Here is a 24,870-nt window from a genome sequence, read left to right as displayed (position 1 = left end):
GCGTTGTGGATACGAAGTGACGACCGGGCCAGCAGGGATGGCCCGCTCTCCTTGCCGATTCCCCGCGCCGTTGCTAGAGTTGCGCCATCTTGTTGCCGGCGCGTGACGATCCCCGCCGGCAGCCCCGCTACTTCTTATCGAACTCTCAGGAAACAGGCCAGGATGTCCGTGATCAAGCGCATTCGGGGGATGTTCTCCACCGATCTTTCCATCGACCTTGGCACCGCCAACACCCTTATCTATGTGCGTGGCCGCGGCATCGTCCTTGATGAGCCCTCCGTGGTGGCGATTCGTCATCATGGTGCTCAGAAGAGCGTTGCGGCGGTGGGCGCCGACGCCAAGCGGATGCTGGGGCGGACCCCGGGTAACATCACCGCCATCCGGCCCATGAAGGACGGCGTGATCGCCGACTTCGACGTCACCGAGAAGATGCTGCAGTACTTCATCAAAAAAGTGCATGACACCGGCTTCTTCCCGCCCGCGCCGCGAGTACTGGTGTGCGTGCCGTGCAAATCCACCCAGGTGGAACGCCGCGCTATCCAGGACTCCGCCTTTGGCGCTGGTGCCCGGGACGTGTACCTCATAGAGGAACCGGTGGCGGCCGCCATCGGCGCCGGCTTGCCGGTGGAAGAGGCGCGCGGCTCGATGGTGGTGGACATCGGTGGCGGCACCACCGAGATCGCCCTGATCTCCCTGAACGGCGTGGTTTATTCCGAGTCCGTGCGCACCGGCGGCGACCGCTTCGACGAGGCCATCGTGGCCTTCGTGCGCAAGGAATACGGCTCCCTGATCGGCGAGTCCACCGCCGAGCGCATCAAACACGAGATCGGCACCGCCTACCCGGGCGGCGAGATCCTGGAGATCGACGTGCGTGGCCGTAACCTGGCGGAGGGCGTGCCGCGCCAGTTCACCCTCAATTCCGAGGAAATCCTGGAAGCGCTCAAGGACCCGTTGTCGGTGATCGTCAACGCGGTCAAGAACGCCCTGGAAGCCTCGCCGCCGGAGTTGGCCAGCGACATCGCCGAGCGTGGTCTGGTGCTCACCGGTGGCGGTGCGCTGCTGCGCGACATCGACCGGCTGCTCTCCGAGGAAACCGGCCTGCCGGTGATCATCGCCGACGACCCGCTCACCTGCGTGGCCCGTGGCGGCGGCAAGGCCTTGGAACTGATGGATACGCAGGGCCTGGACATGCTGGCCATGGGCTAAGGGCCCATGTCCTCCGCCAACCCTACCTACCGCCTGCTGATCGCCCTGGTGCTGGCGGTTGTGCTGATCGCTCTGGATCAGCGCAGCCGCTGGGTCGAGCCGGTGCGTTACGGCTTTGGCTACCTGACCGCCCCGGTGCACTATCTGGCCCACCTGCCGGTGGACGCCGTGAATGGCTTTCTGCGACTGACCGAAACCCGTACCAAGCTGATGGAATCCCGGGAGCGCCTGGAGCGCCAGGTCCTGATCCTGGAGCAGAAGGTGCAGCGCCTGGCGGTGTTGCAGGCGGAGAACACCCGCCTGCGTGAGTTGCTGAATTCCTCCGCGAACCTGGACGCCTCGGTGCTGGTGGCGGAGATCATCGGCGTCGATCCGGACCCCAACCGCCAGGAACTGGTGATCAACAAGGGCGGGCGCGATGACGTGGCCCAGGGCCAGGCGGTGCTGGATTCCGAAGGGCTGATCGGCCAGGTGGTGGAAACCGGGCCGCTGTCCGCCCGGGTGCTGCTGATCACCGACGCCAGCCACGCCATGAGCGTGCAGGTGAACCGCAACGGCGTGCGCGCGATCCTGGCCGGCACTGGCCAGGGCAACCGCCTGCGGCTGCTGTACGTGCCGGATACCGCCGATATCCGCGAAGGCGATTTGCTGGTCAGCACCGGCCTTGGCCAGCTCTACCCGCGCGGCTACCCGGTGGCCCGGGTGGTCAGTGTGAGTCATCACTCCGGCGCCGCCTTCTCGGAGATCGAAGCCCGGCCTACCGCCCATCTGGACCGTGTCAGCCATGTGCTGCTGGTGCAGGCCATGGAGCCTGTCAGTGGCCCGGACATGGAACGCGAGCCCGGCGATGCCGCCGCCGGGGGAGAGGAGGCCGCCGATGCAGCTCAATAGCGAACGCCCGGCCGGCACTGGCGTCATCCTGGTGACCCTGTTGCTGGCGGCGCTGCTGGAGGTGGTGCCGCTCAGCGACAGCCTTGACTGGGTGCGTCCGGAGTGGCTGTTGCTGGTACTGCTGTACTGGGTGCTGTCTCTGCCGCACCGTATCGGCGTGCTGTGGGGCTTCATGGTGGGGCTCTACCAGGACGTGCTGGTCGGTACCACCCTGGGCCAGTGGGCCCTGGCCTACGCCCTGGGCGCCTATTTCATGCTCGCCGCCTACAAGCGCATGCGGGTGTTTCCGCTGTTGCAGCAAAGCGCGGTGGTGTTCCTGCTGGTGGGCTCGGCCCAGTTGCTGGCCTATCTGGTGCAGGAGTCCGTGGGGCGGACGCTTTACCCGCCCTATACCATTCTCTACTCCGCCGCCGCCAGCGCCGTGATCTGGCGGCCCCTGTGCGCGCTGTTGCGCTGGGTCCAACTGCGCTTTTTGGTGCGCTGATGGCCGCCGGCGACCCGCGCGCCCCGCGTTTGTATCTGGCTTCCGGTTCACCCCGGCGCGCCGAGTTGCTGGCGCAGATCGGCGTGCCGTTCAGCGTGCTGCGCGCGCCGGGCATCGATGAGACTCCCTTTGACGGTGAGGCGCCCCGGGACTACGTGGAACGCATGGCACGGGAAAAAGCCGCCGCGGGCCAGGCCGGCGCCCCGCCCGGCGCGCCGGTGCTGGGTGCCGACACCGCCGTGGTGCTGGACGACCGCATTCTCGGTAAGCCCGCCGACGACCGGCAGGCCCTGGCCATGCTGGAAGCACTCAACGGCAGGGAACACCGGGTCATCTCGGCGGTCTGCCTGAGGGTCGGTGAGGCGCACCGTCTGGCCACCTCGGAAACCGGGGTGTGCTGGCGGCGGGTGCCGACCGAGCGGTTGCGCGCTTACCTGGCCACCGGCGAAGGCCGGGACAAGGCCGGCGCCTATGGCATTCAGGGCCTGGGCGCGGCACTGGTGGCTTCCGTGACGGGCAGTTACAGTGGAGTGGTGGGTCTGCCCCTGGCGGAGACCGTTTCGCTCCTGGAATGGGCCGGAGTTCCCTATTGGCAGTGACGAATCACGGCGTGCGCTGGCGTAACAGGCTGCGCCGCCAGCTCTGGTGGCTGGTGGCCGCGCCGGTATTGCTGATCGCCGCCTACGCGGTGGTGGCGCGGCAACTGATGATGCTGGTGCCGGATTACCGCCAGGACCTCGAAGCTCTGATCGAGCAACGGCTCGGTTTTCCCATTGTCATCGACCAGCTCAGCGGCGATATGGACGGGCTCACGCCCCGTTTCCAGGTGCGCGGCCTGACCCTGCCGGACGCCGATGGCGAACCCTCTCTGCGCCTGGATCAGGTTTCGGTAAGCGTCAATGTGCTGGCCACCCTCTGGCATCGCCAGCCCTACCTGCGCGAGCTACGCATTCAGGGCGTCGATGTGCATCTGGTCCGCGACCCGGACGGTGGCATCCGGCTGCGTGGTTTCGAGGCGCTGCACCGTGACGGTGACGATAACCTGGCGGACAGCCTGCGCACCCTTTACCGGCAGGATCGTATTCTGGTCGAGGACGCCCGTTTCTCCCTGGACTGGCCCGGCCTGCCGCCTCTGGCGGCCTCCTCCCTGACCCTGGCGATGGTCAACGAGGGCGGCGAGCACGCGCTGTCGGCGCGGGTCGAAGCCAGGGACCGGCCGTTCTCCGTGGACGCCCGGCTGCTGGTGGACGGCGACCCGCTTTCCCTGGCGGAGCTGAATGCCCGTGGCTATCTCGACGTGCACGGTGAGCGTTTGCAGGAATGGCTGCCCGAGGCACGGGACTGGCCGCTGGATCTGGCGGCGCTGAACGGGCAGGTGCGCGCCTGGGGCCGGATCGAGAACGGCGCGCCCCGAGCCGGACAGGTGCGGTTGACGGCACCGGAAGCCACCCTCACCGACGGCGATGGCCAATGGCCACTCAGCGACCTGCGACTGGACGCCCAGTGGCGGCGGGACGGGGACGGCGACGGCGAGAACCAGTTGTCGGTGACCTCCCTGACCGGCGAGACCCCCGCCGGCGCGGTATCGCCGGGCCCGGTGGCGCTGCGCTGGCGGCGCCAGGACGATCAGTACCATTGGCGTTTCAAGGGTGACGACTTGGCCATTCACGCGCTTACCCGGCAACTGGCCGAATGGCCGTTCGCGTTGCCGGAAGGCCTGGATACGGTGCGTGACCGGTTGCGCGAACACGAACCCCGGGGGGTGCTGGAGGCGGTCTATCTGGACGGCGTGGATGGCCGGGTGGCGCACCTGCAGGCCCGTTTCGCCGGGCTGGCCAGTGACGCCCTCGACCGGGTGCCCGGCATCAGCGGCCTGACCGGCTGGTTGGCGGGGACCCCGGACGGCGGCGTGGCCCGGCTCGATGGCGAGCCCTTGCAACTGACCGTACCGCGTCTCTATGGCCACCCGCTGAGCGCGGCCTTCAACGGCCCGCTGCGCTGGCGCAGCGAGGCGGACCACTGGTGGGTGGAAAGCGGCGTGTTACGCGCCGCCAACGCCGACGCCCGCGGGCTGGCCATGCTGCGCGTGGACGGTGGCGCCGCCTATCCGGTGCCGGAACTGCGCCTGCTGGCGGATGTCTTCGATGGCAACGGTGCCCGTGCCGCCCACTACATCCCCATGGAAAAGCTCAAGGACCCGCTCGGTGACTGGCTGGCCCAGGCTTTCCAGGGCGGCCACCTGGATCATGGCCGGTTCCTGTATCAGGGACCGGTGAAGATCGACCCGGACCGTCAGCAGGACCGCACCTTCCAAATGCGCTTCCAGGCCCGTGACGTGGTGTTGTCCTTCCTGCCGGACTGGCCGGCGGCCACCGGGGTTGACGCCGATGTGCTGATCGATGGCCGGCGCGTCACCGGCACCGTCAGCCAGGGGCAATTGTTCAATACCAAACTGCGCGGCGTGAGCGTGGATCTGCCCGAGGTGACGGACCCCGGCCAGCGCCACATTCTGGTCCAGGGCCGGCTGGACGGCCCGGCCACGGATCTGGACCGCCTGTTCCATGACACACCGCTGGCCCAGCGGCTGCCCGCCGGCCTGCTGGACTGGCGCTTCCGGGACGGCACCGTGGGCGGGCACCTGCTCCTGGATATGCCGCTGGGTGGTAAGTCCCGCCAGCCGATGGTGATCGTGGACGGTCGCGGCGACCAGGTGACACTGCGCAACGAACCTCTCAACCTGAGCCTGACCGACGTGAGCGCGCCGGTGTATTTCCACCTTAAGCGCGGCATCAACATGCGCACCCTGGAAGGCCGCGCCCTCGGCGCCCGCTTCCAAGGGAGCTGGTTGACCCGGGGGCCGGACAGCCAGATGCAGCTCACCGGCAAGGTGGCGGTGGAGCGCCTGCGTGACTGGTTGGATGCGGACTGGATGGCGCCAGCCTCGGGCACCTTGCCCCTGGAACTGGACCTGGCCATGCCCTGGGGCGGCAATGCCTTCCGTCTGGAGGGACGTTCCACCCTGGAAGGCGTGAAGGTGGACGCCCCGGCCCCTCTTGGCAAGGCGGCCAGCCAGGCACGCACCAGTCGCCTGGTATGGCGTCAGCGCAGCGGCGCCAATCAAGTCTCCGTTTTCTACGGCCAGATCGGCGAGGCCCGCTTCCGCCTGGGCGACAGCCTGGCCGGAGCGGTGCGGCTGGGCGGCGGCGAGCTGCCCGAAATGCCGGCCCGCGGGTTGACCATCGAAGGCCGGGTGGCCCGTGCCGACGCCGCCAGCTGGCTGGATTTCGTCTCTGGCCTGACGCCCGCCGGCGCCGGCCAGAACGGCAGCGGCGGTGAGGGCGGCGCCGACGCGCGGAGTCTGATCAACCGGGTGTCGCTGTCCATCGACCGGCTCGACCTGTTCGGTACCGAACTGTCCTCCGCCCGTTTTAGCGCCGCCCCACGCGGCCGCGATTGGGAGCTGGGTCTGGCCAGTCCGTCGGTGGCAGGCACCGTGCGCCTGCCGGAAGGGTACCAGGCCCGGGGCGATACGCCCCTGTCACTGACGGTGAACCGGCTGCGGCTGCCGGACAGCCCCCTCGGGGGCGGCGGCGACCAGGGTGATGGTGATGGCAAGCCACCGTTGTCACCGACTAGGGTACCGATCATGGATGTGGAACTGCATGATCTGCGCCTCGGGGGCCAGGCCCTGGGAGCCTGGTCCGGACGGCTGCGCCCGGTGGACGGCGGCGTGCGGGTGGACGCCCTGCGCGGCCAGTGGAACCACATCAACGTGGATGGCCGGCTCACCTGGACCGAGGACGGCGAGGGCGGCCAGCACAGCCGCTATCAGGGCACTCTGGGGTCCGATGACCTCAAGGCCGCTTTCTCCGCCCTGGACTTGCCGCCGCTGGTGGAAACCGAGGACGCCCGGGCGACCCTGGATCTGGCCTGGAACGACTGGCCTCTGAAGCCCGATTACCTGGCCTTGAACGGCACCGCCACCCTGGATATCGGCGAATGCCGGCTGCCGGACCCGGAGGGGCGGACTTCCCTGCTGCGGCTGCTCGGGGTGGTCAACCTGGCGAATATTCAGCGCCGCCTGCGCCTGGATTTCTCCGATGTGTACCAGCAGGGACTGGCCTGTGATGGTATCGACGGCGAATTCCGCTTCGATGGACCGGTGCTCACCGCCCATGAACTGGCCATCGATTCTCCTTCGGCGGCCTTCGAGGTGAACGGCGAGGCGCAACTGGCCAAACACACCCTGGACCTGGAGGTGGGCATGACCCTGCCGTTGTCCAGTAACCTGTACGCTGGTTGCCTGGCCGGACCGGCGGTGTGCGCCGGTATCTTTGTGGTGGAGCGGCTCTGGGGTGATAAGCTGGATAAAACGACCACCATGAAATACCAGGTCTCCGGGCCCTGGGGCGAGCCCAAGGTCAAGGAGACGGAGGGCTTCCTTGAGTAACCCGATCACCGTGGCCGCCGTGCAAATGACCAGCGGCACCGACATCGACGCCAACCTGACGGCGGCCGCCGATGGCCTGGAGCGTGCCGCCGAGGGCGGCGCCACCCTGGCGGTGCTGCCGGAGAATTTCGCCGGTTATGGCGTCGACTACCGGCAACTGGCGGAACGCCACGAGGCGCTATGCCAATGGCTCGGCGAGCGTTCCCGAGCCCTCGGCCTGTGGGTTCTGGGGGGCAGCCTGCCGGCTCTGACCCGACCGGACGGCAGCGCCGTGCCGGCGCCCCGGGTACGCACCCGGGCGGTGCTCACCGGCCCGGACGGCGCGGTGGCGGCGCGCTACGACAAGCTGCACCTGTTCGACGCCGACGTGGCCGATGCCCAGGGCCGCTATCGGGAATCCGACGTGTTTGAAGCCGGTGACCAGGTGGTGGTGGCGGAGGCCGGTGGCCTGCGCCTGGGCCTGGCGATCTGCTACGACCTGCGCTTTCCCCTCCATGCCCGCGCCCTGGCGGACGCCGGTGCCGATCTGATCGTTTACCCCAGTGCGTTCACCGCCACCACCGGCGCGGCCCACTGGCGGGTGCTGCTGCGGGCCGCCGCGATCCAGAACGGCTGCTACGTGCTGGGCGCCAACCAGTGCGGCGCGCACAGCACGCAGCGCACCAGTTACGGTCATTCCCTGCTGGTGGACCCTTGGGGCCGGGTGGTGGCCGAGGGCGGTGACGGCCCTGGCGTGGTGCTCGGCCCGGTGGACCCGGCGGTGCTCAAGACAGTACGCTCCGGCCTTCCGGTTCATACCCATCAACGATTCCAAGTGAGCGGTCCCGATGACTTTTGACGGAGTGCCTGTCTCTGACAGTGAACGCCTTTCCCTGGCGTCCGACATCCTGCTGGCCCCGGCCGATCTGGGCCCCGACCAGCTGCAGACCCTGCTCGGCGGCAAGCTGGCGGGCAGCGCCGATTACGCGGACATTTACTTTCAGCACAGCCGCCACGAGGCCTGGGTGCTGGAAGACGGCTTGGTACGTGACGCCAGCTTCAACCTGGAACGGGGCGCCGGGGTGCGCATCGTCAGTGGTGACAAGACCGGCTTCGCCTACAGCGACGATATCTCCCTGGATGCGCTCACCCAGGCCGGTGGCGCCGCCGCCGCCATTGGCCGCCAGGGCGGCGACAAGCCGGTGCGCATCGACGTGGCCAAACCGGTACCGGCACGCTACGCGGCCCTGGACCCGCTGCCCGGCTGGAGCAGTGAGATGAAGGTGGCGCTGCTGCGCGAGATGGATCGCCTGGCGCGCTCCCTGGACCCGGCGGTGAAGGAAGTCACCGTGAGTCTCAGCGGCGAGCAGGACGTGGTGCTGGTGGCCGCCACCGACGGCACCCTGGCCGCCGATGTGCGCCCGCTGATCCGCTTCAGCATTTCCGTGATCGCCGAACGCGACGGTCGCCGCGAGCGCGGCAGCGCCGGCGGCGGTGGCCGGGTGGCCTACGACTGGCTGCGCGAGGACGGTCGCCTGGAGAGCTGGACCCGGGACGCGGTGCGTCAGGCGCTGCTCAACCTGGAAGCGGAACCGGCTCCGGCCGGCACCATGCCGGTGGTGCTTGGTCCGGGCTGGCCCGGCGTGTTGCTGCACGAAGCCGTGGGCCACGGCCTGGAAGGCGACTTCAACCGCAAGGGCACCTCCATGTTCAGCAAGAAAATGGGCGAACCGGTGGCCTCCAGCCTGTGCACCGTGGTCGACGACGGCACCCTGCCGGATCGGCGCGGGTCCCTGAACGTGGATGACGAGGGCACGCCCAGTGGTTACAACGTGCTGATCGAGCAGGGCCGCCTGGCCGGCTACATGCAGGACAAGACCAACGCCCGGCTGATGGGCGTGAAGCCCACCGGTAACGGTCGCCGCGAGTCCTACGCGCACCTGCCCATGCCGCGCATGACCAACACCTACATGCTGCCCGGCGAGTCCGAACCGGATGAGATCCTGGCCAGCCTGGACCGGGGCATCTACGCGGTGAACTTCGGCGGCGGCCAGGTCGACATCACCTCCGGGCGCTTCGTGTTCTCCACCAGCGAGGCCTACCTGGTGGAGAAGGGCAGGATCGTCTGCCCGGTGAAGGGCGCCACCCTGATTGGCAGCGGCGCGGAGGTGATGAACAACATTTCCATGGTCGGCAATGATCTGGCCCTGGACAGTGGCATCGGCGTGTGCGGCAAGGACGGTCAGTCGGTGCCGGTGGGCGTTGGCCAGCCGACCCTGCGCGTGGACGCCCTGACGGTGGGCGGGACCGCCTGATGAGCGTGCAGGTGGCGGAGGTGCTGTCACGCATGGGGCTGTTTCAAGGCCTGGACGCGGACGACCTGGCGGCCGCCGAGAAGCTGGTGTTCGTTAACCGGGTGGCGGCGGGCGACACCGTATGCCGGGAAGGGGACCGCAGCGATTTCGTTTGCTTCGTGGTGCGTGGCCGGCTGGAAATTCTCAAGAACCAGGCGGACCAGGGCGGTACCGTGCTGATCGCCCACATCAACCCCGGTGATTCCCTGGGCGAGATGGCGCTGGTGGATCGTCAGCCGCGTTCCGCCACGGTGCGAGCCTCCGAGGACACCACCCTGGTGGTACTGACCCGCAAGGGCTTCGAACAACTACGCCGCCGGCGGCCCCATGCCGCCGCGCAAATGATGGAAAACATCGCCCTGCTGCTGTGCGAGAACCTGCGCCAGACCTCTTCCCGCCTGGCCCGGTTCATGCTGCCGCTGGGCTGAGCATCGATGGTCTGGATCGGGGACGTCATGAAACGCTTTTTGCTTGCCTGTGCCCTGTTGGGTGCCGTCAGCCTGCTCGGCGGCTGCGGGCCGGAACAGCTGCCCGGTGATTACCGGCTGCCGGACGGCTCGGTCTACGAGGGTGGGCTGCGTGATGACCGCTTCCACGGTGAAGGCAAACTGACCTGGCCGGATGGCCGCGTTTATCAGGGCCAGTTCGTGGACGGCGTGATCCAGGGGCAGGGCCGTTATCAATACGCCGACGGCTGCGTCCATGAAGGTGCCTTCGAGAACGGCCTGGCCAACGGGGAAGGCCGCTATGCCTGCGATGATGGCACCGTTTACGAAGGTACCTTCGCCGCCGGCGATCCGCTGCGTGGCAAGGCGACGTTTCCGGAAGCGGGCTGGTACGAGGGGGAGTTCCAAGATTGGCAACCCCAGGGCCAAGGTACCTGGACCAGTGAGGGCGGCGATGTCTACAGCGGTACCTTCAAAAACGGCGAGATCGTCAAGGGCCGCTACCACAATGATAGCGGCCTGACCTACGAAGGGGGCTTCCAGGGCTGGCTGTTCCACGGGCAAGGCACCCTGACCCGTCCGGACGGCGAGGTGCGCAAGGGTCGCTTCCAGTACGGCAGTGTCCGAGGTCCCGGGCAGCGCATCACCCTGGATCAGGATGGCGAGCAGGTCAGCGAACGGGGCTTTTTCATCCACGGTGATTTTTTTCAGGATGAAAACGGCTATCAGGACCGGCGCCGGCGCCGCGCTGAACGGGTCGAGCAGCGGCTTTATTCCGAGGAGCGGCGCCTGCAGCGTGCCTTCACCGCCCTGGTGCCCCAGAAAGCCGGCCAGCGCGACGTCTATGTGCTGGTGGTGGGCGGGGACGGTCGCCAGGGCGTGTTCGCCCGGGAGGCGCGCTGGGTGGCGGAGCGCCTCGGTGGCCACTGGTCGCCACGGGGGCACCACCTGGTGCTGGCCAATGGCGAGCACGGTGATGCGCCACTCGCCACCCTCACCAGTCTGCATGAAAGCCTGCGCACCCTGGGCTCCATCCTTGATCCGGAGGAGGATCTGCTGTTCGTGCATCTGGTCAGCCACGGCGGTAGCGACGGCAACCTGGTACTGGCGCAGCCCGGTCTCGCCCTCAATGATCTGACCCCGGCCCGGTTTGACGAATGGCTCGATGAAGCGGGCATCGGTTACCTGTGGCTGGTGGTGTCCGCTTGCTACTCCGGCCAATGGGTGGACCCGCTGGCGGAACGGCGCCGAGTGATCTTCACGGCGGCGGCGGCTGATCGTACCTCCTTTGGCTGCAGCGATGACTCCGATCGCACCTGGTTCAGCGAGGCCCTCTACGGTGACGCCCTGGACAACCCGGGGCCGGACGACCCCAAGGCCCTGTTCAAGGCCGCCCGCGCCCGGGTCGACACCATGGAAACGGAGCAAGGCATCGACGAGGAGCAGCGCTCGCTGCCCCGGGCCTGGTTCGGCCAGGCGTTCCTGGGCTGGTGGTAGTCGCTCACCAAAGGTCAAGCATTTTGCGTTATCCTTAAGGATTGCGTTTCCCGCTTTCATTGGCGTTCGAGGCTGTGCATGTCCCCTTCTCCCCAGGCTCCCGGTGCGTTGCGCCGGGCCGGGCCCCTTCTGGGTTTTCTGGCCGCGTTGATTCTGTTGGCCGCCAATTTGCGTACTGGCATCGTGGTGATCGGCCCGCTGGCCGACGGCATTGGTGATGATCTGGCTCTGGATGGGGTGGCGCTGGGGTTGCTGACCAGCCTGCCGCTGCTGTGTTTCGCCGGATTGTCACTGTTCGCGCCGCGTCTGGGCGAGCGGCTGGGGTTGGAGCGGGCCTTGCTGCTGGCCCTGTGGGTGCTGCTGGCGGGGCTGGCTCTGCGGGTGCCCGGCGTGTACGGGTTGATGCTGGCGGGCACGGTGATGATGGGCGCCGCCATCGCGGTGATGAACGTGCTCACTCCGGGCCTGGTACGCCAGCGCTTCCCGCACCGGGTGGCGGCGGTGACCGCCCTCTATTCGGTGGTGATGTCCTGCGGTGCGTCGGCGGCGGCGGCCTTCGCGGTACCGGTGCGCGACCAGTTTGGCGGCGACTGGCGTTATCCGCTGGCGGCCAGTGCGCTGGTGGCGCTGCTGGGTGCTCTGGCCTGGCTGCCCATGTTGCGCTACCGGCCGGCGCGCCACGCCGTGGTCGCGGCGCGCCCGACCCTGTGGCGGCAGCGCGATGCCTGGGTGCTGAGCCTGTTCTTCGGTTGTCAGAGCCTGCTGTTCTACACGCTCACCGCCTGGCTGGCCAAGTTCTTCGCCGATACCGGCACCGGCGAGGCGGAGGCCGGGCGCCTGCTGACCCTGTTCACCCTGAGTGGGATGCCGGCCAACTTTTTCGCGCCGCTGTTGTTTGCCCTGTTTCGCCGCCGACGCCGGCTGGCCATGGGGCTGATGCAGGTGCCGCCGCTGGTGGGGATGGCCGGGCTGTTGATGGCGCCGTTGAGCGCGCCGCTGCTTTGGGTGGTGCTGCTCGGCGTGGGGCAGGGCTGCATGATCGCCCTGGGACTGACCCTGATCGCGGTGCGCGGGGCGGACGCCCGGGTATCCGCCGGGCTGTCCGGCATGTGCCAGTCGCTGGGGTATTTGCTGTCCGCCACCGGGCCGGTGACCCTGGGCGCCGTCTACGATCTGTCCGGCGCCTGGTTGATTCCCATGGTGTTCTTGATGGTGATCGCCGTGGTGCAGGCGGTCTCCGGGGTGTACGCCGCCGAGGGCGCGCCGGTCCAGGCTGACGAGTCAGTATAGCGGCGCGTTCTTCTCAAGGTCGTTCAGCAGCCCCTGGAAGCGCTTGCGCTCGCGCTTGAGGCGGGCACGCTGGTCGGCGTCGGCCTCGGCCAGCTCGCCGTCCGGGCGGGCCTTGATCAGGTTGCGGGCCTGGTTGCGCAGGGTCTGCCGGTCCGCCTCCGGGTAAAATTCCAGAATACGTTGCAGCACCGCTTCCGCGTCCCGGGGGCCGGGGCAGGCGAGCACCTGTTCGGTCCATTGCACGAGGCGCTGCTGGCGTAGCGGATCGGTAAGAGTGTCCAGGGCGGAAAGCAGGCTGTCCGGGTCGTCGTCGCTGATCAGGCGGCCCACATAGAGCGCATGACGGCGGCGCGCGTCCGGATGGGTGATGCGGCGTGCTTCGTCCAGGGCGGCGCGCAGGGTGTCGTTGAGCGGCAGGCGGGCCTGCTGGCCGGCCTTGAGGTCCATGATTTTCAGGCCGGCTTCCTGCAGGTCCTGCATTTCCAGCTTGCGGCGTGTCTTGCTCGGCAGGGGATCGTTATACTCGGTCATATCGTCAACGCGGAAGAGAAAACCCTATTTTATGTCCGAAAACGCCAGCGCGACAGCCAATCTCGGCCCGCATAACCTGGGCGCCGCCCGGGACATCGTGGCCCAGGTCCTCGAAGAAGCCAAACGTCAGGGCGCCAGCGCCGCCGAGGCACGGCTGAGTTTGTCCCAGGGTCTGTCCGTGGACGTCCGTCTGGGTGAAGTGGAAACGGTGGAATTCCATCGCGATCGCGGCCTGGGCGTGACCGTGTACTTTGGTCAGCGCAAGGGCCAGGCGAGTACCTCCGACGACAGTCCGGAGAGCCTGCGCGACGCGGTGGCCGCCGCCTGCGCCATTGCCCGCCATACCGAGGAGGATCGCTTCGCCGGCCTGGCCGCGCCGGAGCAACTGGCCACCGACAACCCGGACCTGGATCTTTACCACCCCTGGGCGCTGACCACCGAACAGGCCATCGAGGAGGCGCTGCGCTGCGAGAGCGTGGCCCGGGACGATCCTCGTATCGTCAATTCCGAGGGCGCCTCGGTGAGCACCGGCACCAGTGTGCAGGTGCTGGGTAACAGCGCCGGTTTCCTGCAAGGGCAGGTGGGCACCTTCCACTCGCGGGGTTGCGCGGTGGTGGCCGGGGACGATAACGGCATGCAGCGCGATCACTGGTTCGACGGGGGCCGCCGCGCCGACCGGCTGGCCAGCCCGGAGCAGGTGGGCGAGGCCGCCCGTCGCCGGACCCTGGCGCGCCTGGGCGCGGAGGTGCCCGCCACCGGCCAACTGCCGGTGCTGCTGTCCCCGGAGATCGCCGCCTCCCTGCTCGGACATTTCGTGTCGGCGATCAGCGGTGGTTTGCTGTACCGGCGCGCGTCCTTTCTCGGCGGGCGCCTTGGCGAGCGCCTGTTTCCCGCCGGCATCGACATCGCCGAGCGTCCCCGGCTGGCCGGCGGCAATGGTTCGGCGGCGTTCGACGCCGATGGTCTGCCGACCCGCAATCAGGCGTTCGTGGAAGATGGTGTGTTGCGCCGCTATGCGCTCGGATTGTATGCCGCGCGGCGGCTGGATATGTCGCCTACCGGCAATGGCGGCGGGGTGCGCAATCTGACCATCAGCGATACCGGCGAGGATCAGGCGGCGCTGATGCGGCGCATGGGCACCGGCGTGCTGATCACGGAAGTGATGGGGCAGGGCGTCAATCTGGTCACCGGGGACTATTCCCGAGGCGCGGCGGGTTTCTGGATTGAGAACGGTGTCATACAGAAGCCACTGCAAGAGTTTACCATTGCCGGAAATCTGGGGGAGATGTTCGCCGGCATCCTGGGCAGTGGCACGGATGTGGACCGGCGCGGGAATATTGCCTCCGGATCCTTGTTGCTGGCGCCCATGAAGGTCGCCGGCGTTTGACTGTTTTATTCCGACTTTCGTGAAATTAAGGGAAGCTATCCATGAGCGACGACCTGAACCCCTATCAACAGCCTGAAGCCGATGTGGTGAAGGAAACACCGGCGGCCGGCGCCCTGACCCTGGGTGGCCCCAACAAGGTCTCCGTGGGCCAAGCCGTGGGCTGGATCGGCGATGGCATGAAAATGCTGAGTGGCCATTGGGGCGTGGTGATTGGGGCTCTGGTGGTGACCTTCGTGATCACCATGGTTCTGCAGTTCATTCCGTTCATCGGTCCGCTGGCTCAGCCGTTCCTGATGGTGTTGTTGTACGCCGGTCTGGTGAAGATGTTCCATCGTATCGATACCAGCAATCAGTCCGAGTTCGCGGATCTGTTCGCCGGCTTTTCCGAGCGCACCGGCCCGCTGATCCTGCTGGCTCTGGCGCAACTGGGCGTGTACGTGGTGTTCGGCCTGTTGATCGCCGGCCTGGCGCTGATGTTCGCCGGCGCCGGTGCCTTCTCCGCGTCCCAGGGCATGGACCCGGCGATGATGAACGGTGGCCTGAGCGCCGCCCTGCTGGTGCTGGTGCCGGTGTTCCTGGTGCTGACCGTGCTGGTGGCGTTTCTGTTCTACTTCACCGTGCCCCTGGTGATGCTCACCGACCTGGGCCCGGGCAAGGCCATGGCCCTGAGCTTCAAGGCCTGTCTGCGCAACCTGCTGCCGATCATCGTGTATGGCATCGTGGTGGTGGTGATCGTGGCCGTCGCGGCCCTGCCGTTCCTGCTCGGCTGGCTGTTCGTGATGCCGATCATGGCCGGTGCCTACTACCTGTCCTTCAAGCAAGTGCTTACCGAACAAGCCTGAACCGGGAGTGTTGATGGACCCGAGCAACCCCTACCAGGGTCCGGTCAGTGATCCGCTGCCGCCGGAATCGACCAAGGAAGAGGTGGTCGGTCCGGCCCGGCGTCGGCCGCTGGGCCATGGCTGGCTGTGGTGGAAGCGTGCCTGGCGGCTGACCGCCGCGAACCGTGTGCTGTGGACCCTGGCGTTGCTGGTGTTCATGGCGATACTCACGGGCGTCAGCCTGGTGGGTTTGTTCGTGCCGGTGCTCGGCAATTTCGCCCCCACCCTGCTGGGCCCGGTGTTGAGCGCCGGGCTGATGCAGCTGGCCTGGCGGCGCTGGCACGACGAGGAGTTTGATTTCGGCGACTTGTTCGTGGGCTTTTCCCGGCGTACCGGGCCGCTGTTCCTGGCCGGCCTGGTGCAAGTAGGGCTGCAGATTCTGTTTACCCTGCTTACGGTGGTGGCGACGCTGGCCCTGTATGGCGGTGAAATCGCGGCGCTGTTTTCCGCCAGCCTGGGCGGTGATCCGCTGGGCGCCGAGGCGATGGCCGGCATGGGAGCGCTGAGCGTTTTCAAGATGCTGTTGCTGGGCCTGGTGATCGCCGCCCTGTCGGTTCCCTACATGGCGCTGATCTGGTTCCAGGCGCCGCTGGTGTTGTTCGGTGAACGTAACGGCCTGGTGGCGATCAAGGAGAGTCTGGTGGCGGTGGCGCGTAACTGGCTGCCGATGCTCTGGTACGGCCTGATCCCGCTATTGGTGTTGGGCGTGCTGGTGGCGCTGGTGGCCGGTTTACTGGCTCTGGCGGGCATGTTGTTCGGGCCCGACAGCCTGGCGATGATGCTGCTGGGCCTGCTGTTGGTGCTGGCCACCTTGGTGGTGAGTCTGTTCCTGATGGCGGTGACGACGGTGTCGGTGTACGCCTCGTTCCGCGATATTTTTGGTGTCGCCGACGATGAACCGGATACCACGCCGGATCTGGTCTGACCGGCTTCAGCTCAGCAGTTGCGCGTAGAGCAGCGTCGCCAGCCCCAGAAAGGCCATGAAACCGACGATGTCGGTGACCGTGGTGAGCACCACCGACCCGGCCAGCGCCGGGTCGATCCCCATTTTCTTCATGACGATCGGAATCAACGCGCCGGCGCCGGCCGCCACCACCAGATTGAGCACCATGGCCGAGGCGATGATACCGCCCAGGCTCGGGTTGTCGAACCAGAGCGCCGCGGTGGTGCCGATCACCGCCGCCCATAGCAAGCCGTTGAGTGCCCCCACCGACAGTTCCTTGAACAGCAGATAGCGGGTGTTGCCCGCCTGTACCTGGCCCAGGGCCATGGCGCGAATCACCAGGGTCAGGGTCTGGCTGCCGGCGATGCCGCCCATGCTGGCGACGATCGGCATCAGCACCGCCAGGGCGACCACTTTTTCCAGGGTGTTCTCGAACAGGCTGATCACCGCCGAGGCGGCCAGGGCGGTGAGCAGGTTGATGCCCAGCCAGAGCGCGCGGCGGCGGGCGGTCTGCCACACCGAGCCGAAGGTGTCCTCGTCCTCGTCCAGGCCGGCCATGCCCATCAGTGAGTGGGCGGCTTCCTCGCGGATCACGTCCACCACGTCGTCAATGGTGATCCGGCCCACCAGCACGCCGTTTTCGTCCACCACCGGGGCCGTCACCAGGTCAAACCGTTCGAACAGCTTGGCCACGTCGTGTTCGGAACGGTGGGCGGGGATTGCCTCCACATCGGTGCGCATGGCTTCGCGCACCGTGGTGCCCGGGTCGGAGATCAACACCTTGGTAAGCGGTAGTACCCCCACGAACTGATTCTTGCGGTTAACCACCAGCAGGTTGTCGGTGGTCTCGGGTATTTCACCACGGCGGCGCAGGTAGCGTTGCACCACCTCGAAGGTGATCTCCGGGCGCACCGTGATCACGTCGGTGTTCATCAAGCCGCCGGCGGTGTCCTCCGGGTAGCTCATCACCTGTTCCAGGCGCTCCCGGTTCTGGGCGTCCAGGCCGGCGAGCACCTGGCTGGTAACCTGCTCGGGCAACTCCTGGAGGAGGTCGGCCAGGTCGTCGGTGTCCAGGTCCTCGACCAGGGTGACCAGTTCTTCCGGCGGCAGGTCGCGCAGCAGCTCCACGCGGACTTCTTCGCCCAGATACTGCAGTACCTCGGATTCCTGCTCCTGGTTGAGCAGTTGCCAGAGGATTTCCCGTTCCCGGGGTGGGGATGATTCGATCAGGTGGGCGGCTTCGGCACCGGGCAGGTTGTTGAGTAACTGACGCACCTGGGAAAAAGTGCCGCTGGCCAGGGCCCGGTTAACCGTCTTGAGATTGCGTTGATGCTGCGTGTTTTCCGACATGACCCCTCCTCGCCAACGGACAGTTTAACCCAGGCGTGATGACGGAAGGATCAAAGGATGCAAAAGGGAGGGGTCACTCGCCTTCGTCGAACTTGCGCTGGAACAGATCGGTGAGCTCGTCCATGGCCGGTGCTTCGTCCTCGCCGTCCACGCGCACGCGCAGCTCGGTGCCCTTGGCGGCGCCCAGGGTAAGCAGGCCCATGATGCTTTTGGCGTCGATGCGGCGCTCGCCATGCACCACCTCGATGGCGCAGCTGTAGCGCGAGGCCACGCTGACCACCTTGGCGGCGGCGCGGGCGTGCAGGCCGAGCTTGTTGGTGATGGTCAGGTCCCGCTCGATCATCCGTCCAGCTCCCGGTGACGCACGTGCAGGGGGACGCCTTCCTCGCGCAGACGAAGGGCGAGCTGCTCGGTGATGTAGACGGAGCGGTGCCGGCCGCCGGTGCAGCCCACCGCCACGGTGACGTAGCTGCGATCATTGGCGCCATAGGCGGGCAGCCAGCGGTCCAGAAAGTGAAAGATATCGTCGAGCATGGCGCCGCTTTCCGGGTGGCCGCGCAGAAACTCGGCCACCTTTTCGTCACGCCCGGTGAGCGGACGCAGGTCTCCCTGCCAGTGCGGGTTGGGCAGGGCGCGTACGTCGAATACCAGGTCCGCATCGTGGGGCAGGCCGTTCTTGTAACCGAACGACTGGATCAGCAGGGACAGCCGCACGTCCCGGCGCGCTACCCGCTGGCGGATCATGTTGCGCAGGGTGTGCACATCCAGGTTGCTGGTGTCGATGACCAGGTCGGCGAGCATGCGGATGTCGGCGAGCAGGCGCGCTTCCAGGGCGATGGCGTCGGCCAGGGTGCGTTCGTCGCCGCTCAACGGGTGACGGCGCCGGGTGGCGCTGAAGCGCTTGAGCAGGGTGGCCGGCTCCGCCTCCAGGAAGATGATCTCGGTGTCCAGCTGTTGCTGGCGCAGTTCCTCGATGATGTGGTTGAAGGCCAGCAACTGGCGTGGCAGGTTGCGCGCGTCCACGCCCACGGCGACCCGTTCCAGGGCGTGTTCCTCATTCTGGAGTTGGGCGGCGAGGGTAGGCAACAGGCCAAGGGGCAGGTTGTCCACGCAGTAATAGCCATGGTCTTCCAGCGCTTGCAGGGCGGTGGTCTTGCCCGAGCCGGAGCGACCGCTGAGGATGGTCAGTTTCATAAGGCGCGACGGTTCCGGTGTGATCAGGAGGCCAGGCGTATTTCCGCTTCCGACTCCACCGCCGTCTGGTAAAGATGGTGGCTGCCCCTGGCATGGCGCAGATCGTCACGATAGTCGTCGTCGTTGAACAGGTTGGCCAGGTGGCTGAGCGTCTTGAGATGCTGTTCCGGGTTCTGTTCGGGCACCAGGAGCACGAACACAAGATCCACCGGGCGGCCATCCACGGCATCGAAGTCCACCGGCTCCGCCAATTTCAACAGCAGCCCCACGGCGGCGTCGCAGTGGCCGAGCCGGCAATGGGGGATGGCGATGCCCTCGCCGATGCCGGTGGAACCCAGTTTTTCCCGGGCCACCAGGGCGTCGAAGACTTCTTGCTCGTTAAGACCACCACAGCTGGCCGCGGCCAGCTGGGCGATCTGATCGAGCAACCGTTTTTTGCTGGTAACCGCTACCTCGTCGTAGGTGCGGTCTTCGGTGAGCAGTTCACGTACTCGCATAGTCAGGGTCTGTCGGGTCGGACCTAGTGGCCGTGCTTACGGCCCACGGTCTTTTCCTTGTGTTTGAGGATTTGCCGGTCCAGCTTGCTGGTCAGGGCGTCAATGGCCGCGTACATGTCGTCCGCGTGGGCGGTGGCGAACAGGTCGGCACCGGAAATGTGGATGGTGGATTCCGCCTTGTGGGACTTGGGCTCCGGCGACAGGATCACCTGGATGCTGGTGATCTGGTCGGAGTGGCGTTCCAGTTTGGAGAATTTCTCGTCCACATAGTCACGCAGGGCGTCGGTGATATCCAGGTGGTGGCCACTGAGGTTGATTTGCATAGCTGGCTCCTTCTCTCTATTGAAAGAGATGTCCTTTTTTACCGTTCAAACCAGTCGCTTACGCGCGCTGGAGGACGGGATTCGCATCGCCTCTCGGTACTTGGCGACGGTGCGGCGCGCCACCTTGATACCCTGGTCGTTGAGCAGGTTCGCCAGCTTGTTGTCGCTGAGCGGCTTGCGAGGGTTCTCGGCGGCGACCAGCTTCTTAATGATGGCACGAATGGCCGTGGAGGAACACTCACCGCCGCCGTCCGTGTCCACATGGCTGGAAAAGAAGTACTTAAGTTCGAACACGCCCCGGGGAGTCAGCATGAATTTTTGGTTGGTGACCCGGCTGATGGTGGATTCGTGCATTTCCACCGCCTCGGCGATGTCGGCCAGGACCAGCGGTTTCATGGCCTCCTCGCCGTAGTTGAAGAAGTCCTGCTGGACCTCGACGATGCGGCTGGCCACCTTGAGCAGGGTGTCGTTGCGGCTTTGCAGGCTTTTCAGGAACCACTTGGCTTCCTGCATGCAGTTACGCAGGTACTGGCCGTCTTCACCGCCTACCTGGCGGGCCATGTGGGCGTACTGGGCATGCAGGTTGACCTTGGGCAGCACTTCCTCGTTGAGTTCCACCCGCCAGCCGCCGCGATGGGCGCGCACCACCACGTCGGGCACGGCGTAATCCACCTCTTCGCCACCGATCTGTTGCCCGGGCGCGGGGTCCAGGGTACGCAGCACCGCCAGGGCCGCGACCAGGTCCGCCTCGCCCACGCCGAGGGTGCGGCGCAGGCCGGCGTAGTCGTGTTTCTCAAGCAGTTCCTGATGGTCGAGGATGGCCCGGGCGGTGCCCAGGTGTTCGGTGTCCCCCGGCAATTGTGCCAATTGCACGCCCAGACACTCGGCCAGGTCGCGGCTGGCCACGCCCACCGGATCGAATTGCTGCAGCCGGTGCAGCACGGCCACCACCTCGTCCTCTTCCACCGGGTCGTCCGGGTCGTTGATCTGGGTTTCCGCGGTGGTCAGCAGGTCGGCCAGGGATACCGTTACGTAACCGCGTTCGTCCAGGGCTTCGAGAATGATCTGCGCGATCACCCGGTCGCGGTCGCTCATCGGGGTCAGGTTGAGCTGCCATTCCAGGTGCTCAAGCAGGGTTACCGGGTTGGCGTGGCGCTGCTGCCAGGCATCGGCGTCGTCACCTTCACCGCTGGAACCGGCGCTGCTCTGGCCCACGTAGAGGTCGTCCCAGTCACTGTCGGTTTCCACCTGGCCCTCGACCAGGTCATCGAGGGCGTCATCGCGCTCCAGGTCGAGATCGCCGTCGGCGTCGCCGTCCGAATCATCGGCGGAGAAGTCCTCGGCGCCGTCCTCCAGCTCCAGCAGCGGGTTGTTTTCCACCGCCTGCTGGATCTCCATGCGCAGGTCCAGCGTCGACAGTTGCAGCAGGCGGATCGCCTGTTGCAGCTGGGGCGTCATGGTGAGCTGCTGGCCGATTTGCAGTTGTAGGGTGGGTTTCATGCTGCCTGTGAGGTCATTGTTCTCGCGAAGACCGGCAGCATAGCAGCATCAAATCAGATTAAGCAATAATCATGCCAGGTATTGCGTTTTGGGGGAGGAGGGTGTAGGGCGGGGAGCCGGCTCTCAGAGCCGGAAGTCCGCCCCAAGGTAGACATCCCGAACCTGCTGGTTACCCAGGATGGAGGACGAATCGCCCTCGGCGATGATGTGCCCGGTACTGACAATATAGGCCGTGTCGCAGATGTCCAGAGTTTCCCGCACATTGTGGTCGGTGATCAGCACGCCGATGCCGCGATCCTTGAGGTGGCGGATGATGCCTTTGATATCGTTCACGGAGATCGGGTCGACCCCGGCGAAGGGTTCGTCGAGCAGGATGAAATCCGGGTCCGTGGCCAGGCCGCGGGCGATTTCCGCGCGCCGCCGCTCGCCGCCGGACAGGCTCATGCCCATGGAGTCGCGAATGTGGTCGATATGGAACTCCTGGAGCAGGTTCTCCAGGCGCTCCTTGCGCTCTTCGTTGGACAGGTTCTTGCGGGTTTCCAGGATCGCCATGATGTTCTGCTCCACGGTCAGGCGGCGGAAGATGCTCGCCTCCTGGGGCAGGTAGCCGATGCCGCGCTGGGCGCGACCGTGCATGGGCAGGTGGGTGATGTCGTTGCCGTTGATCTCGATGCGACCGGCGTCGGCGGCCACCAGCCCCACGATCATGTAGAAGCAGGTGGTCTTGCCGGCGCCGTTGGGGCCCAGCAAGCCGACGATCTGGCCGGCTTCCACTTCCAGGGACACGTCCTCGATGACGCGGGTGTTCTTGTAGCTCTTGGCCAGGTTATGGGCGCTCAGATGTGCCATTCAGGGAGTCTCCGCCTGGTCCTGCTGGTTGTCGCTGCCGCCGGCATCGCCATCGGTGGCCGGCTGCTCATCGTCGGTGTCGCCGGCTTTTCCGGTGTTCTTGGCCGGGATCACCAGGCGCACCCGCTTGTCGCCCTCGCTGCTGGCGTCCACCCGCCGGGAATCCAGATTGTATTCCACGCGGGCACCCTCGAAGGTGTTGCCCTGGTGGTCCACATGGGCGTCGCCGGTGAGCACCAGGCGGCGGGTGGTCAGGTCGTAGACCAGGTTGCTGGCGCGGGCCTGCAGTTCCTTGCCTTCCTTCATGCGCACCGGATTGCCGGTGGCCTCGACGCGCACCAGTTCATTGTTTTCGGTGAACAGGCGGATCACGTCGGCGTACAGGTGGCGGTTGCCCTGGATCATTTCCGCGTTGCCCCGGTACACGCCGGTGCCGGCGCTCTGCTCGAAGGTGGCGCTGTCGGCGCTTACTTCCACCGGCTGGCCGCCGGGGGGCTGGGCGGCGCCGGCCAGGCCGGTGAGCAGCAGGCCGAGCATCAGGCCCAGGCGGCGCGGATCAATTACCCGTGAATTCACTTACCACTCCTTGTTCGAGGGTCATTTCGCCGCTGGTCAAGTCGGCGTCCATGCGGCCCGCCCGGGTGCTGCCGTCCCGGTGGCGCAGGGTCAGATCACCGGGCGCGCGCACCCGGTTTTCCTTGTTCAGATAGCGCAACTCCCCGGTGGTCAGGTCGACACCGTTGGTTTCGCTGTGGGCCTTGACCTGGTCCAGGAAGACGATGACGTCGCCATTGTCGCGCACTTCACCACGCTGGGAGTGGATGGTCCAGGCGCCGTTTTCATTTTCCATGCGCAGGTCCGGGGCGATGAGCTGGGTCAGGGCCTGGCGCTGGTACTGTTCCAGATGGTCGGCCTTGAGGTCGTACTGCACCTGCCCGGTTTCCGGGTCATAGGCCTTGGCGGTGATGTTGTCGGCGATGATCAGCGGCGCGTTGAGGAAGGCCTCGCGGTCTTCCTCCAGGGGGTTGTCCCACTCGTGCAGGGTCATCAGCACGATCAGGCCGAGCAGGATCACCCCGGTGGCACTGAGCAGACCCTGACGCTTCATGGCGCCTCCCGCAGGGCGATCAGGGCGTCGCAGATCTCACGCACCGCGCCCTCGCCGCCGCGGGCGGTGGTGACATGGTCGGCGGCGTCCTTGGCGCAGGCGTGGGCGTTGGCCGGGGCGAAGGTGATCCGCGCCCATCGCAGGGCGCCCACATCCGGCTCGTCGTCGCCGGCGTAGCCGGTTTCCCCGGCGTCGATGCCCAGGGAGGCGGCCAGATCGGCGAGCGCCTCGGCCTTGTCCTCACGGCCCTGAATCACATGGGCGATGCCCAGGTCCCGGGCGCGGCGCGCCACCATGGGGGTATCGCGACCGGTGATGATGGCCAGGGTGACGCCGCTGGCGGCCAGTTTCTTCAGGCCGTGGCCGTCCAGGGTGTTGAACACCTTGAGCGCTTCGCCCTCGGGGCCAAAATAAAGACGACCGTCGGTCATCACGCCATCCACGTCGAAGGCCATCAGGCGCAGGGCGCGGGCGTCGTCGGCGGAAATCGGGAAAGCCATTACATTACCCCGGCGCGCAGCAGGTCCTGGGTGTTGAGCGCGCCCAGCGGACGGCGCTCGGCATCACAGACGATCAGGCCGTTGATCTTGCGGGTTTCCATGATCTGCAGCGCCTCGGCGGCGAGCTGGCCCGGCGCCATGGTTACCGGGTGGGTGGACATTACCTCGGCGATGCCCGCCTGGCGGATGTCCAGGCCCTTTTCCAGGGTGCGGCGCAGGTCGCCGTCGGTGAACAGCCCCACCAGCAGGCCGGCGTCGTCGACCACGGTGGTCATGCCGAGCCCCTTGCGGGTCATTTCCAGCAGCGCCTCGGACAAGCCCGCGTCGCGGTGTACCCGGGGCAGGCGTTCCTCGGTATGCATGATGTCGTCGACCTTGAGCAGAAGCCGCCGGCCCAGGCTGCCGCCCGGGTGGCTGAGGGCGAAGTCCTCGGCGGTGAAGCCGCGCGCCTCCAGCAGGGCGATGGCCAGGGCGTCGCCCATGGCCAGGGTGGCGGTGGTGGATGAGGTGGGCGCCAGGTTGTGCGGGCAGGCTTCCTCTTCCACGGCCACGTCCAGGTGAACGTCTGAGAGCCGCGCCAGGGATGATTCCGGTCGGCCGGTCATGCTGATCAGGCCGCTGCCCTTGCGTTTGATCACCGGGATAATGGTGAGAATCTCGCCGGTCTCGCCGGAATTGGACAGCGCCAGCACCACGTCGTCGCTGGTGATCATGCCCAGATCGCCGTGGGAGGCTTCGCCGGGGTGCACGAAGAAGGCGGGGGTGCCGGTGCTGGCCAGGGTGGCGGCCACCTTGCTGCCAATATGGCCGCTTTTGCCCATGCCGGTGACGATCACCCGGCCCCGGCATTGGAGAATGCGGTCACAGGCCCGTTCGAAATCGTCGCTGACGCGCTCACTCAGCGCCGCCACGGCGCGGGCTTCCTCGTCCAGTACACGGCGGGCGGTGGCGATATGCTTGTTGCTCATGGTGTCTCGTGTCTCCTCGCTGGCGGCGATTATACACTGGCGGGCGGGCCAATGACTGCCCTCGACCGGGATCAGACCTCTCCCGGGGTGGCTGCGTTCCACGCTGGTCCTTTCTATCGCGGCCGAAACCGCTCCCGCGAAGTTGAATGCCCGCCCATGCCGCGATCACCGCGAACGGAACCCGGCCACGGCTACCGCACTCCAACGGTAAACGCCTGGACACTCCGGCGCGAAAACCGTAC

25 protein-coding genes are annotated in these 24,870 nt (G+C 66.7%); 13 read left to right on the top strand and 12 right to left on the bottom strand.

The annotated features are described in order from the left end of the window. Positions 1-168: 168 nt before the first annotated feature. From ACLD02_RS13230 to ACLD02_RS13185, 10 genes are all read left to right on the top strand, one after another. Complete coding sequence (locus tag ACLD02_RS13230) at positions 169-1,206, top strand: rod shape-determining protein (protein WP_138774288.1); 1,038 nt, start codon at positions 169-171, stop codon at positions 1,204-1,206. A gap of 6 nt (positions 1,207-1,212) precedes the next feature. Beyond that, positions 1,213-2,097 (top strand): rod shape-determining protein MreC, encoded by an 885-nt coding sequence (mreC, locus tag ACLD02_RS13225; RefSeq protein ID WP_203105286.1) that lies wholly within the window; start codon positions 1,213-1,215, stop codon positions 2,095-2,097. Continuing rightward, positions 2,084-2,581: a rod shape-determining protein MreD gene (gene mreD, locus ACLD02_RS13220; protein WP_203105285.1), complete on the top strand. Its 498-nt coding sequence runs from the start codon at positions 2,084-2,086 to the stop codon at positions 2,579-2,581. Before mreC ends, mreD begins: the two co-directional genes overlap by 14 nt. Continuing rightward, complete coding sequence (locus ACLD02_RS13215) at positions 2,581-3,180, top strand: Maf family protein (protein ID WP_410298892.1); 600 nt, start codon at positions 2,581-2,583, stop codon at positions 3,178-3,180. The genes mreD and ACLD02_RS13215 overlap by 1 nt, the downstream gene beginning before the upstream one ends. After that, on the top strand, positions 3,177-7,031 hold the full coding sequence (locus tag ACLD02_RS13210) for a YhdP family protein (RefSeq protein WP_410298944.1): 3,855 nt from the start codon (positions 3,177-3,179) through the stop codon (positions 7,029-7,031). The genes ACLD02_RS13215 and ACLD02_RS13210 overlap by 4 nt, the downstream gene beginning before the upstream one ends. Continuing rightward, positions 7,024-7,869, top strand: coding sequence for a carbon-nitrogen hydrolase family protein (locus tag ACLD02_RS13205; protein WP_203105282.1), 846 nt, complete (start codon positions 7,024-7,026; stop codon positions 7,867-7,869). Before ACLD02_RS13210 ends, ACLD02_RS13205 begins: the two co-directional genes overlap by 8 nt. Then, a complete protein-coding gene (gene tldD, locus ACLD02_RS13200) occupies positions 7,859-9,325 on the top strand; it encodes a metalloprotease TldD (RefSeq protein ID WP_410298891.1) in 1,467 nt (488 codons plus the stop codon). Before ACLD02_RS13205 ends, tldD begins: the two co-directional genes overlap by 11 nt. Next, a complete protein-coding gene (locus ACLD02_RS13195) occupies positions 9,325-9,792 on the top strand; it encodes a cyclic nucleotide-binding domain-containing protein (RefSeq protein WP_203105280.1) in 468 nt (155 codons plus the stop codon). The genes tldD and ACLD02_RS13195 overlap by 1 nt, the downstream gene beginning before the upstream one ends. 27 nt (positions 9,793-9,819) lie before the next feature. Next, complete coding sequence (locus ACLD02_RS13190; protein ID WP_410298890.1) at positions 9,820-11,307, top strand: C13 family peptidase; 1,488 nt, start codon at positions 9,820-9,822, stop codon at positions 11,305-11,307. A gap of 78 nt (positions 11,308-11,385) precedes the next feature. Then, the gene (locus tag ACLD02_RS13185; RefSeq protein WP_203105279.1) at positions 11,386-12,597 is read left to right on the top strand and encodes an MFS transporter; all 1,212 of its coding nucleotides are present in this window, start codon (positions 11,386-11,388) and stop codon (positions 12,595-12,597) included. Here the strand turns inward: ACLD02_RS13185 and yjgA are convergent. Next, complete coding sequence (gene yjgA, locus ACLD02_RS13180) at positions 12,589-13,128, bottom strand: ribosome biogenesis factor YjgA (RefSeq protein ID WP_203105278.1); 540 nt, start codon at positions 13,126-13,128, stop codon at positions 12,589-12,591. The two genes, ACLD02_RS13185 and yjgA, sit on opposite strands and share 9 nt — an antisense overlap. On the opposite strand from yjgA, the gene pmbA reads away from it, so the two are divergent. The 3 genes from pmbA to ACLD02_RS13165 are packed head-to-tail and all read left to right on the top strand — an operon-like array spanning position 13,043 to position 16,321. Continuing rightward, complete coding sequence (gene pmbA, locus ACLD02_RS13175) at positions 13,043-14,515, top strand: metalloprotease PmbA (RefSeq protein WP_410298889.1); 1,473 nt, start codon at positions 13,043-13,045, stop codon at positions 14,513-14,515. The genes yjgA and pmbA overlap by 86 nt on opposite strands. 41 nt (positions 14,516-14,556) lie before the next feature. Continuing rightward, positions 14,557-15,357, top strand: coding sequence for a BPSS1780 family membrane protein (locus ACLD02_RS13170; protein ID WP_410298888.1), 801 nt, complete (start codon positions 14,557-14,559; stop codon positions 15,355-15,357). A 13-nt stretch (positions 15,358-15,370) separates the two neighbouring features. Continuing rightward, positions 15,371-16,321: a BPSS1780 family membrane protein gene (locus tag ACLD02_RS13165; RefSeq protein ID WP_410298887.1), complete on the top strand. Its 951-nt coding sequence runs from the start codon at positions 15,371-15,373 to the stop codon at positions 16,319-16,321. Positions 16,322-16,327: 6 nt separating this feature from the next. On the opposite strand, the gene mgtE is transcribed toward ACLD02_RS13165, so the two are convergent. The 11 genes from mgtE to ACLD02_RS13110 all read right to left on the bottom strand — a co-directional run bounded on the left by mgtE (position 16,328) and on the right by ACLD02_RS13110 (position 24,628). Then, positions 16,328-17,689 carry a magnesium transporter gene (gene mgtE, locus ACLD02_RS13160; RefSeq protein ID WP_203105274.1) on the bottom strand — a complete coding sequence of 454 codons (1,362 nt, stop codon included), beginning with the start codon at positions 17,687-17,689 and terminating at the stop codon, positions 16,328-16,330. A 73-nt stretch (positions 17,690-17,762) separates the two neighbouring features. Next, positions 17,763-18,032 carry an HPr family phosphocarrier protein gene (locus tag ACLD02_RS13155; protein ID WP_203105273.1) on the bottom strand — a complete coding sequence of 90 codons (270 nt, stop codon included), beginning with the start codon at positions 18,030-18,032 and terminating at the stop codon, positions 17,763-17,765. Further along, entirely contained in the window at positions 18,029-18,883 is an 855-nt protein-coding gene (gene rapZ / locus ACLD02_RS13150; RefSeq protein ID WP_203105272.1) for an RNase adapter RapZ, read from the bottom strand. The genes ACLD02_RS13155 and rapZ overlap by 4 nt, the downstream gene beginning before the upstream one ends. A gap of 23 nt (positions 18,884-18,906) precedes the next feature. Then, positions 18,907-19,380, bottom strand: a complete 474-nt coding sequence (gene ptsN, locus ACLD02_RS13145) for a PTS IIA-like nitrogen regulatory protein PtsN (RefSeq protein ID WP_203105271.1) — start codon at positions 19,378-19,380, stop codon at positions 18,907-18,909. Between the two features lie 23 nt (positions 19,381-19,403). Then, a complete protein-coding gene (gene hpf, locus ACLD02_RS13140) occupies positions 19,404-19,703 on the bottom strand; it encodes a ribosome hibernation-promoting factor, HPF/YfiA family (protein ID WP_203105270.1) in 300 nt (99 codons plus the stop codon). Between the two features lie 45 nt (positions 19,704-19,748). Next, positions 19,749-21,203, bottom strand: a complete 1,455-nt coding sequence (locus tag ACLD02_RS13135; RefSeq protein ID WP_203105269.1) for an RNA polymerase factor sigma-54 — start codon at positions 21,201-21,203, stop codon at positions 19,749-19,751. Positions 21,204-21,326: 123 nt separating this feature from the next. Next, positions 21,327-22,052, bottom strand: a complete 726-nt coding sequence (gene lptB, locus ACLD02_RS13130) for an LPS export ABC transporter ATP-binding protein (RefSeq protein ID WP_410298886.1) — start codon at positions 22,050-22,052, stop codon at positions 21,327-21,329. Next, positions 22,053-22,628, bottom strand: coding sequence for a lipopolysaccharide transport periplasmic protein LptA (lptA, locus tag ACLD02_RS13125; RefSeq protein WP_410298885.1), 576 nt, complete (start codon positions 22,626-22,628; stop codon positions 22,053-22,055). Beyond that, positions 22,609-23,160 carry an LPS export ABC transporter periplasmic protein LptC gene (lptC, locus tag ACLD02_RS13120; protein ID WP_410298884.1) on the bottom strand — a complete coding sequence of 184 codons (552 nt, stop codon included), beginning with the start codon at positions 23,158-23,160 and terminating at the stop codon, positions 22,609-22,611. The genes lptA and lptC overlap by 20 nt, the downstream gene beginning before the upstream one ends. Continuing rightward, positions 23,157-23,660, bottom strand: a complete 504-nt coding sequence (locus ACLD02_RS13115) for a KdsC family phosphatase (RefSeq protein ID WP_203105266.1) — start codon at positions 23,658-23,660, stop codon at positions 23,157-23,159. Before ACLD02_RS13115 ends, lptC begins: the two co-directional genes overlap by 4 nt. Continuing rightward, positions 23,660-24,628: a KpsF/GutQ family sugar-phosphate isomerase gene (locus ACLD02_RS13110; RefSeq protein WP_203105265.1), complete on the bottom strand. Its 969-nt coding sequence runs from the start codon at positions 24,626-24,628 to the stop codon at positions 23,660-23,662. Before ACLD02_RS13110 ends, ACLD02_RS13115 begins: the two co-directional genes overlap by 1 nt. Positions 24,629-24,870 lie beyond the last annotated feature (242 nt).

Source organism: Alloalcanivorax sp. C16-2 (assembly GCF_046507615.1).
Classification (GTDB): Bacteria; Pseudomonadota; Gammaproteobacteria; order Pseudomonadales; family Alcanivoracaceae; genus Alloalcanivorax; species Alloalcanivorax marinus_A.
The sequence above is the reverse complement of the archived record's forward strand: the minus strand, read 5'-3'. Positions and strand labels throughout refer to the sequence as shown.

Coding starts and splice junctions, on each gene's coding strand:
- lptB (WP_410298886.1), bottom strand. CDS start 22,052: ATGGCACATCTGAGCGCCCATAACCTGGCCAAGAGCTACAAGAACACC.
- ptsN (WP_203105271.1), bottom strand. CDS start 19,380: ATGCGAGTACGTGAACTGCTCACCGAAGACCGCACCTACGACGAGGTA.
- ACLD02_RS13165 (WP_410298887.1), top strand. CDS start 15,371: ATGGACCCGAGCAACCCCTACCAGGGTCCGGTCAGTGATCCGCTGCCG.
- mreC (WP_203105286.1), top strand. CDS start 1,213: ATGTCCTCCGCCAACCCTACCTACCGCCTGCTGATCGCCCTGGTGCTG.
- ACLD02_RS13170 (WP_410298888.1), top strand. CDS start 14,557: ATGAGCGACGACCTGAACCCCTATCAACAGCCTGAAGCCGATGTGGTG.
- rapZ (WP_203105272.1), bottom strand. CDS start 18,883: ATGAAACTGACCATCCTCAGCGGTCGCTCCGGCTCGGGCAAGACCACC.
- ACLD02_RS13185 (WP_203105279.1), top strand. CDS start 11,386: ATGTCCCCTTCTCCCCAGGCTCCCGGTGCGTTGCGCCGGGCCGGGCCC.
- mgtE (WP_203105274.1), bottom strand. CDS start 17,689: ATGTCGGAAAACACGCAGCATCAACGCAATCTCAAGACGGTTAACCGG.
- ACLD02_RS13195 (WP_203105280.1), top strand. CDS start 9,325: ATGAGCGTGCAGGTGGCGGAGGTGCTGTCACGCATGGGGCTGTTTCAA.
- ACLD02_RS13190 (WP_410298890.1), top strand. CDS start 9,820: ATGAAACGCTTTTTGCTTGCCTGTGCCCTGTTGGGTGCCGTCAGCCTG.
- mreD (WP_203105285.1), top strand. CDS start 2,084: ATGCAGCTCAATAGCGAACGCCCGGCCGGCACTGGCGTCATCCTGGTG.
- ACLD02_RS13135 (WP_203105269.1), bottom strand. CDS start 21,203: ATGAAACCCACCCTACAACTGCAAATCGGCCAGCAGCTCACCATGACG.
- ACLD02_RS13155 (WP_203105273.1), bottom strand. CDS start 18,032: ATGATCGAGCGGGACCTGACCATCACCAACAAGCTCGGCCTGCACGCC.
- ACLD02_RS13115 (WP_203105266.1), bottom strand. CDS start 23,660: ATGGCTTTCCCGATTTCCGCCGACGACGCCCGCGCCCTGCGCCTGATG.
- hpf (WP_203105270.1), bottom strand. CDS start 19,703: ATGCAAATCAACCTCAGTGGCCACCACCTGGATATCACCGACGCCCTG.
- ACLD02_RS13215 (WP_410298892.1), top strand. CDS start 2,581: ATGGCCGCCGGCGACCCGCGCGCCCCGCGTTTGTATCTGGCTTCCGGT.
- tldD (WP_410298891.1), top strand. CDS start 7,859: ATGACTTTTGACGGAGTGCCTGTCTCTGACAGTGAACGCCTTTCCCTG.
- pmbA (WP_410298889.1), top strand. CDS start 13,043: ATGATTTTCAGGCCGGCTTCCTGCAGGTCCTGCATTTCCAGCTTGCGG.
- lptC (WP_410298884.1), bottom strand. CDS start 23,160: ATGAAGCGTCAGGGTCTGCTCAGTGCCACCGGGGTGATCCTGCTCGGC.
- ACLD02_RS13110 (WP_203105265.1), bottom strand. CDS start 24,628: ATGAGCAACAAGCATATCGCCACCGCCCGCCGTGTACTGGACGAGGAA.
- yjgA (WP_203105278.1), bottom strand. CDS start 13,128: ATGACCGAGTATAACGATCCCCTGCCGAGCAAGACACGCCGCAAGCTG.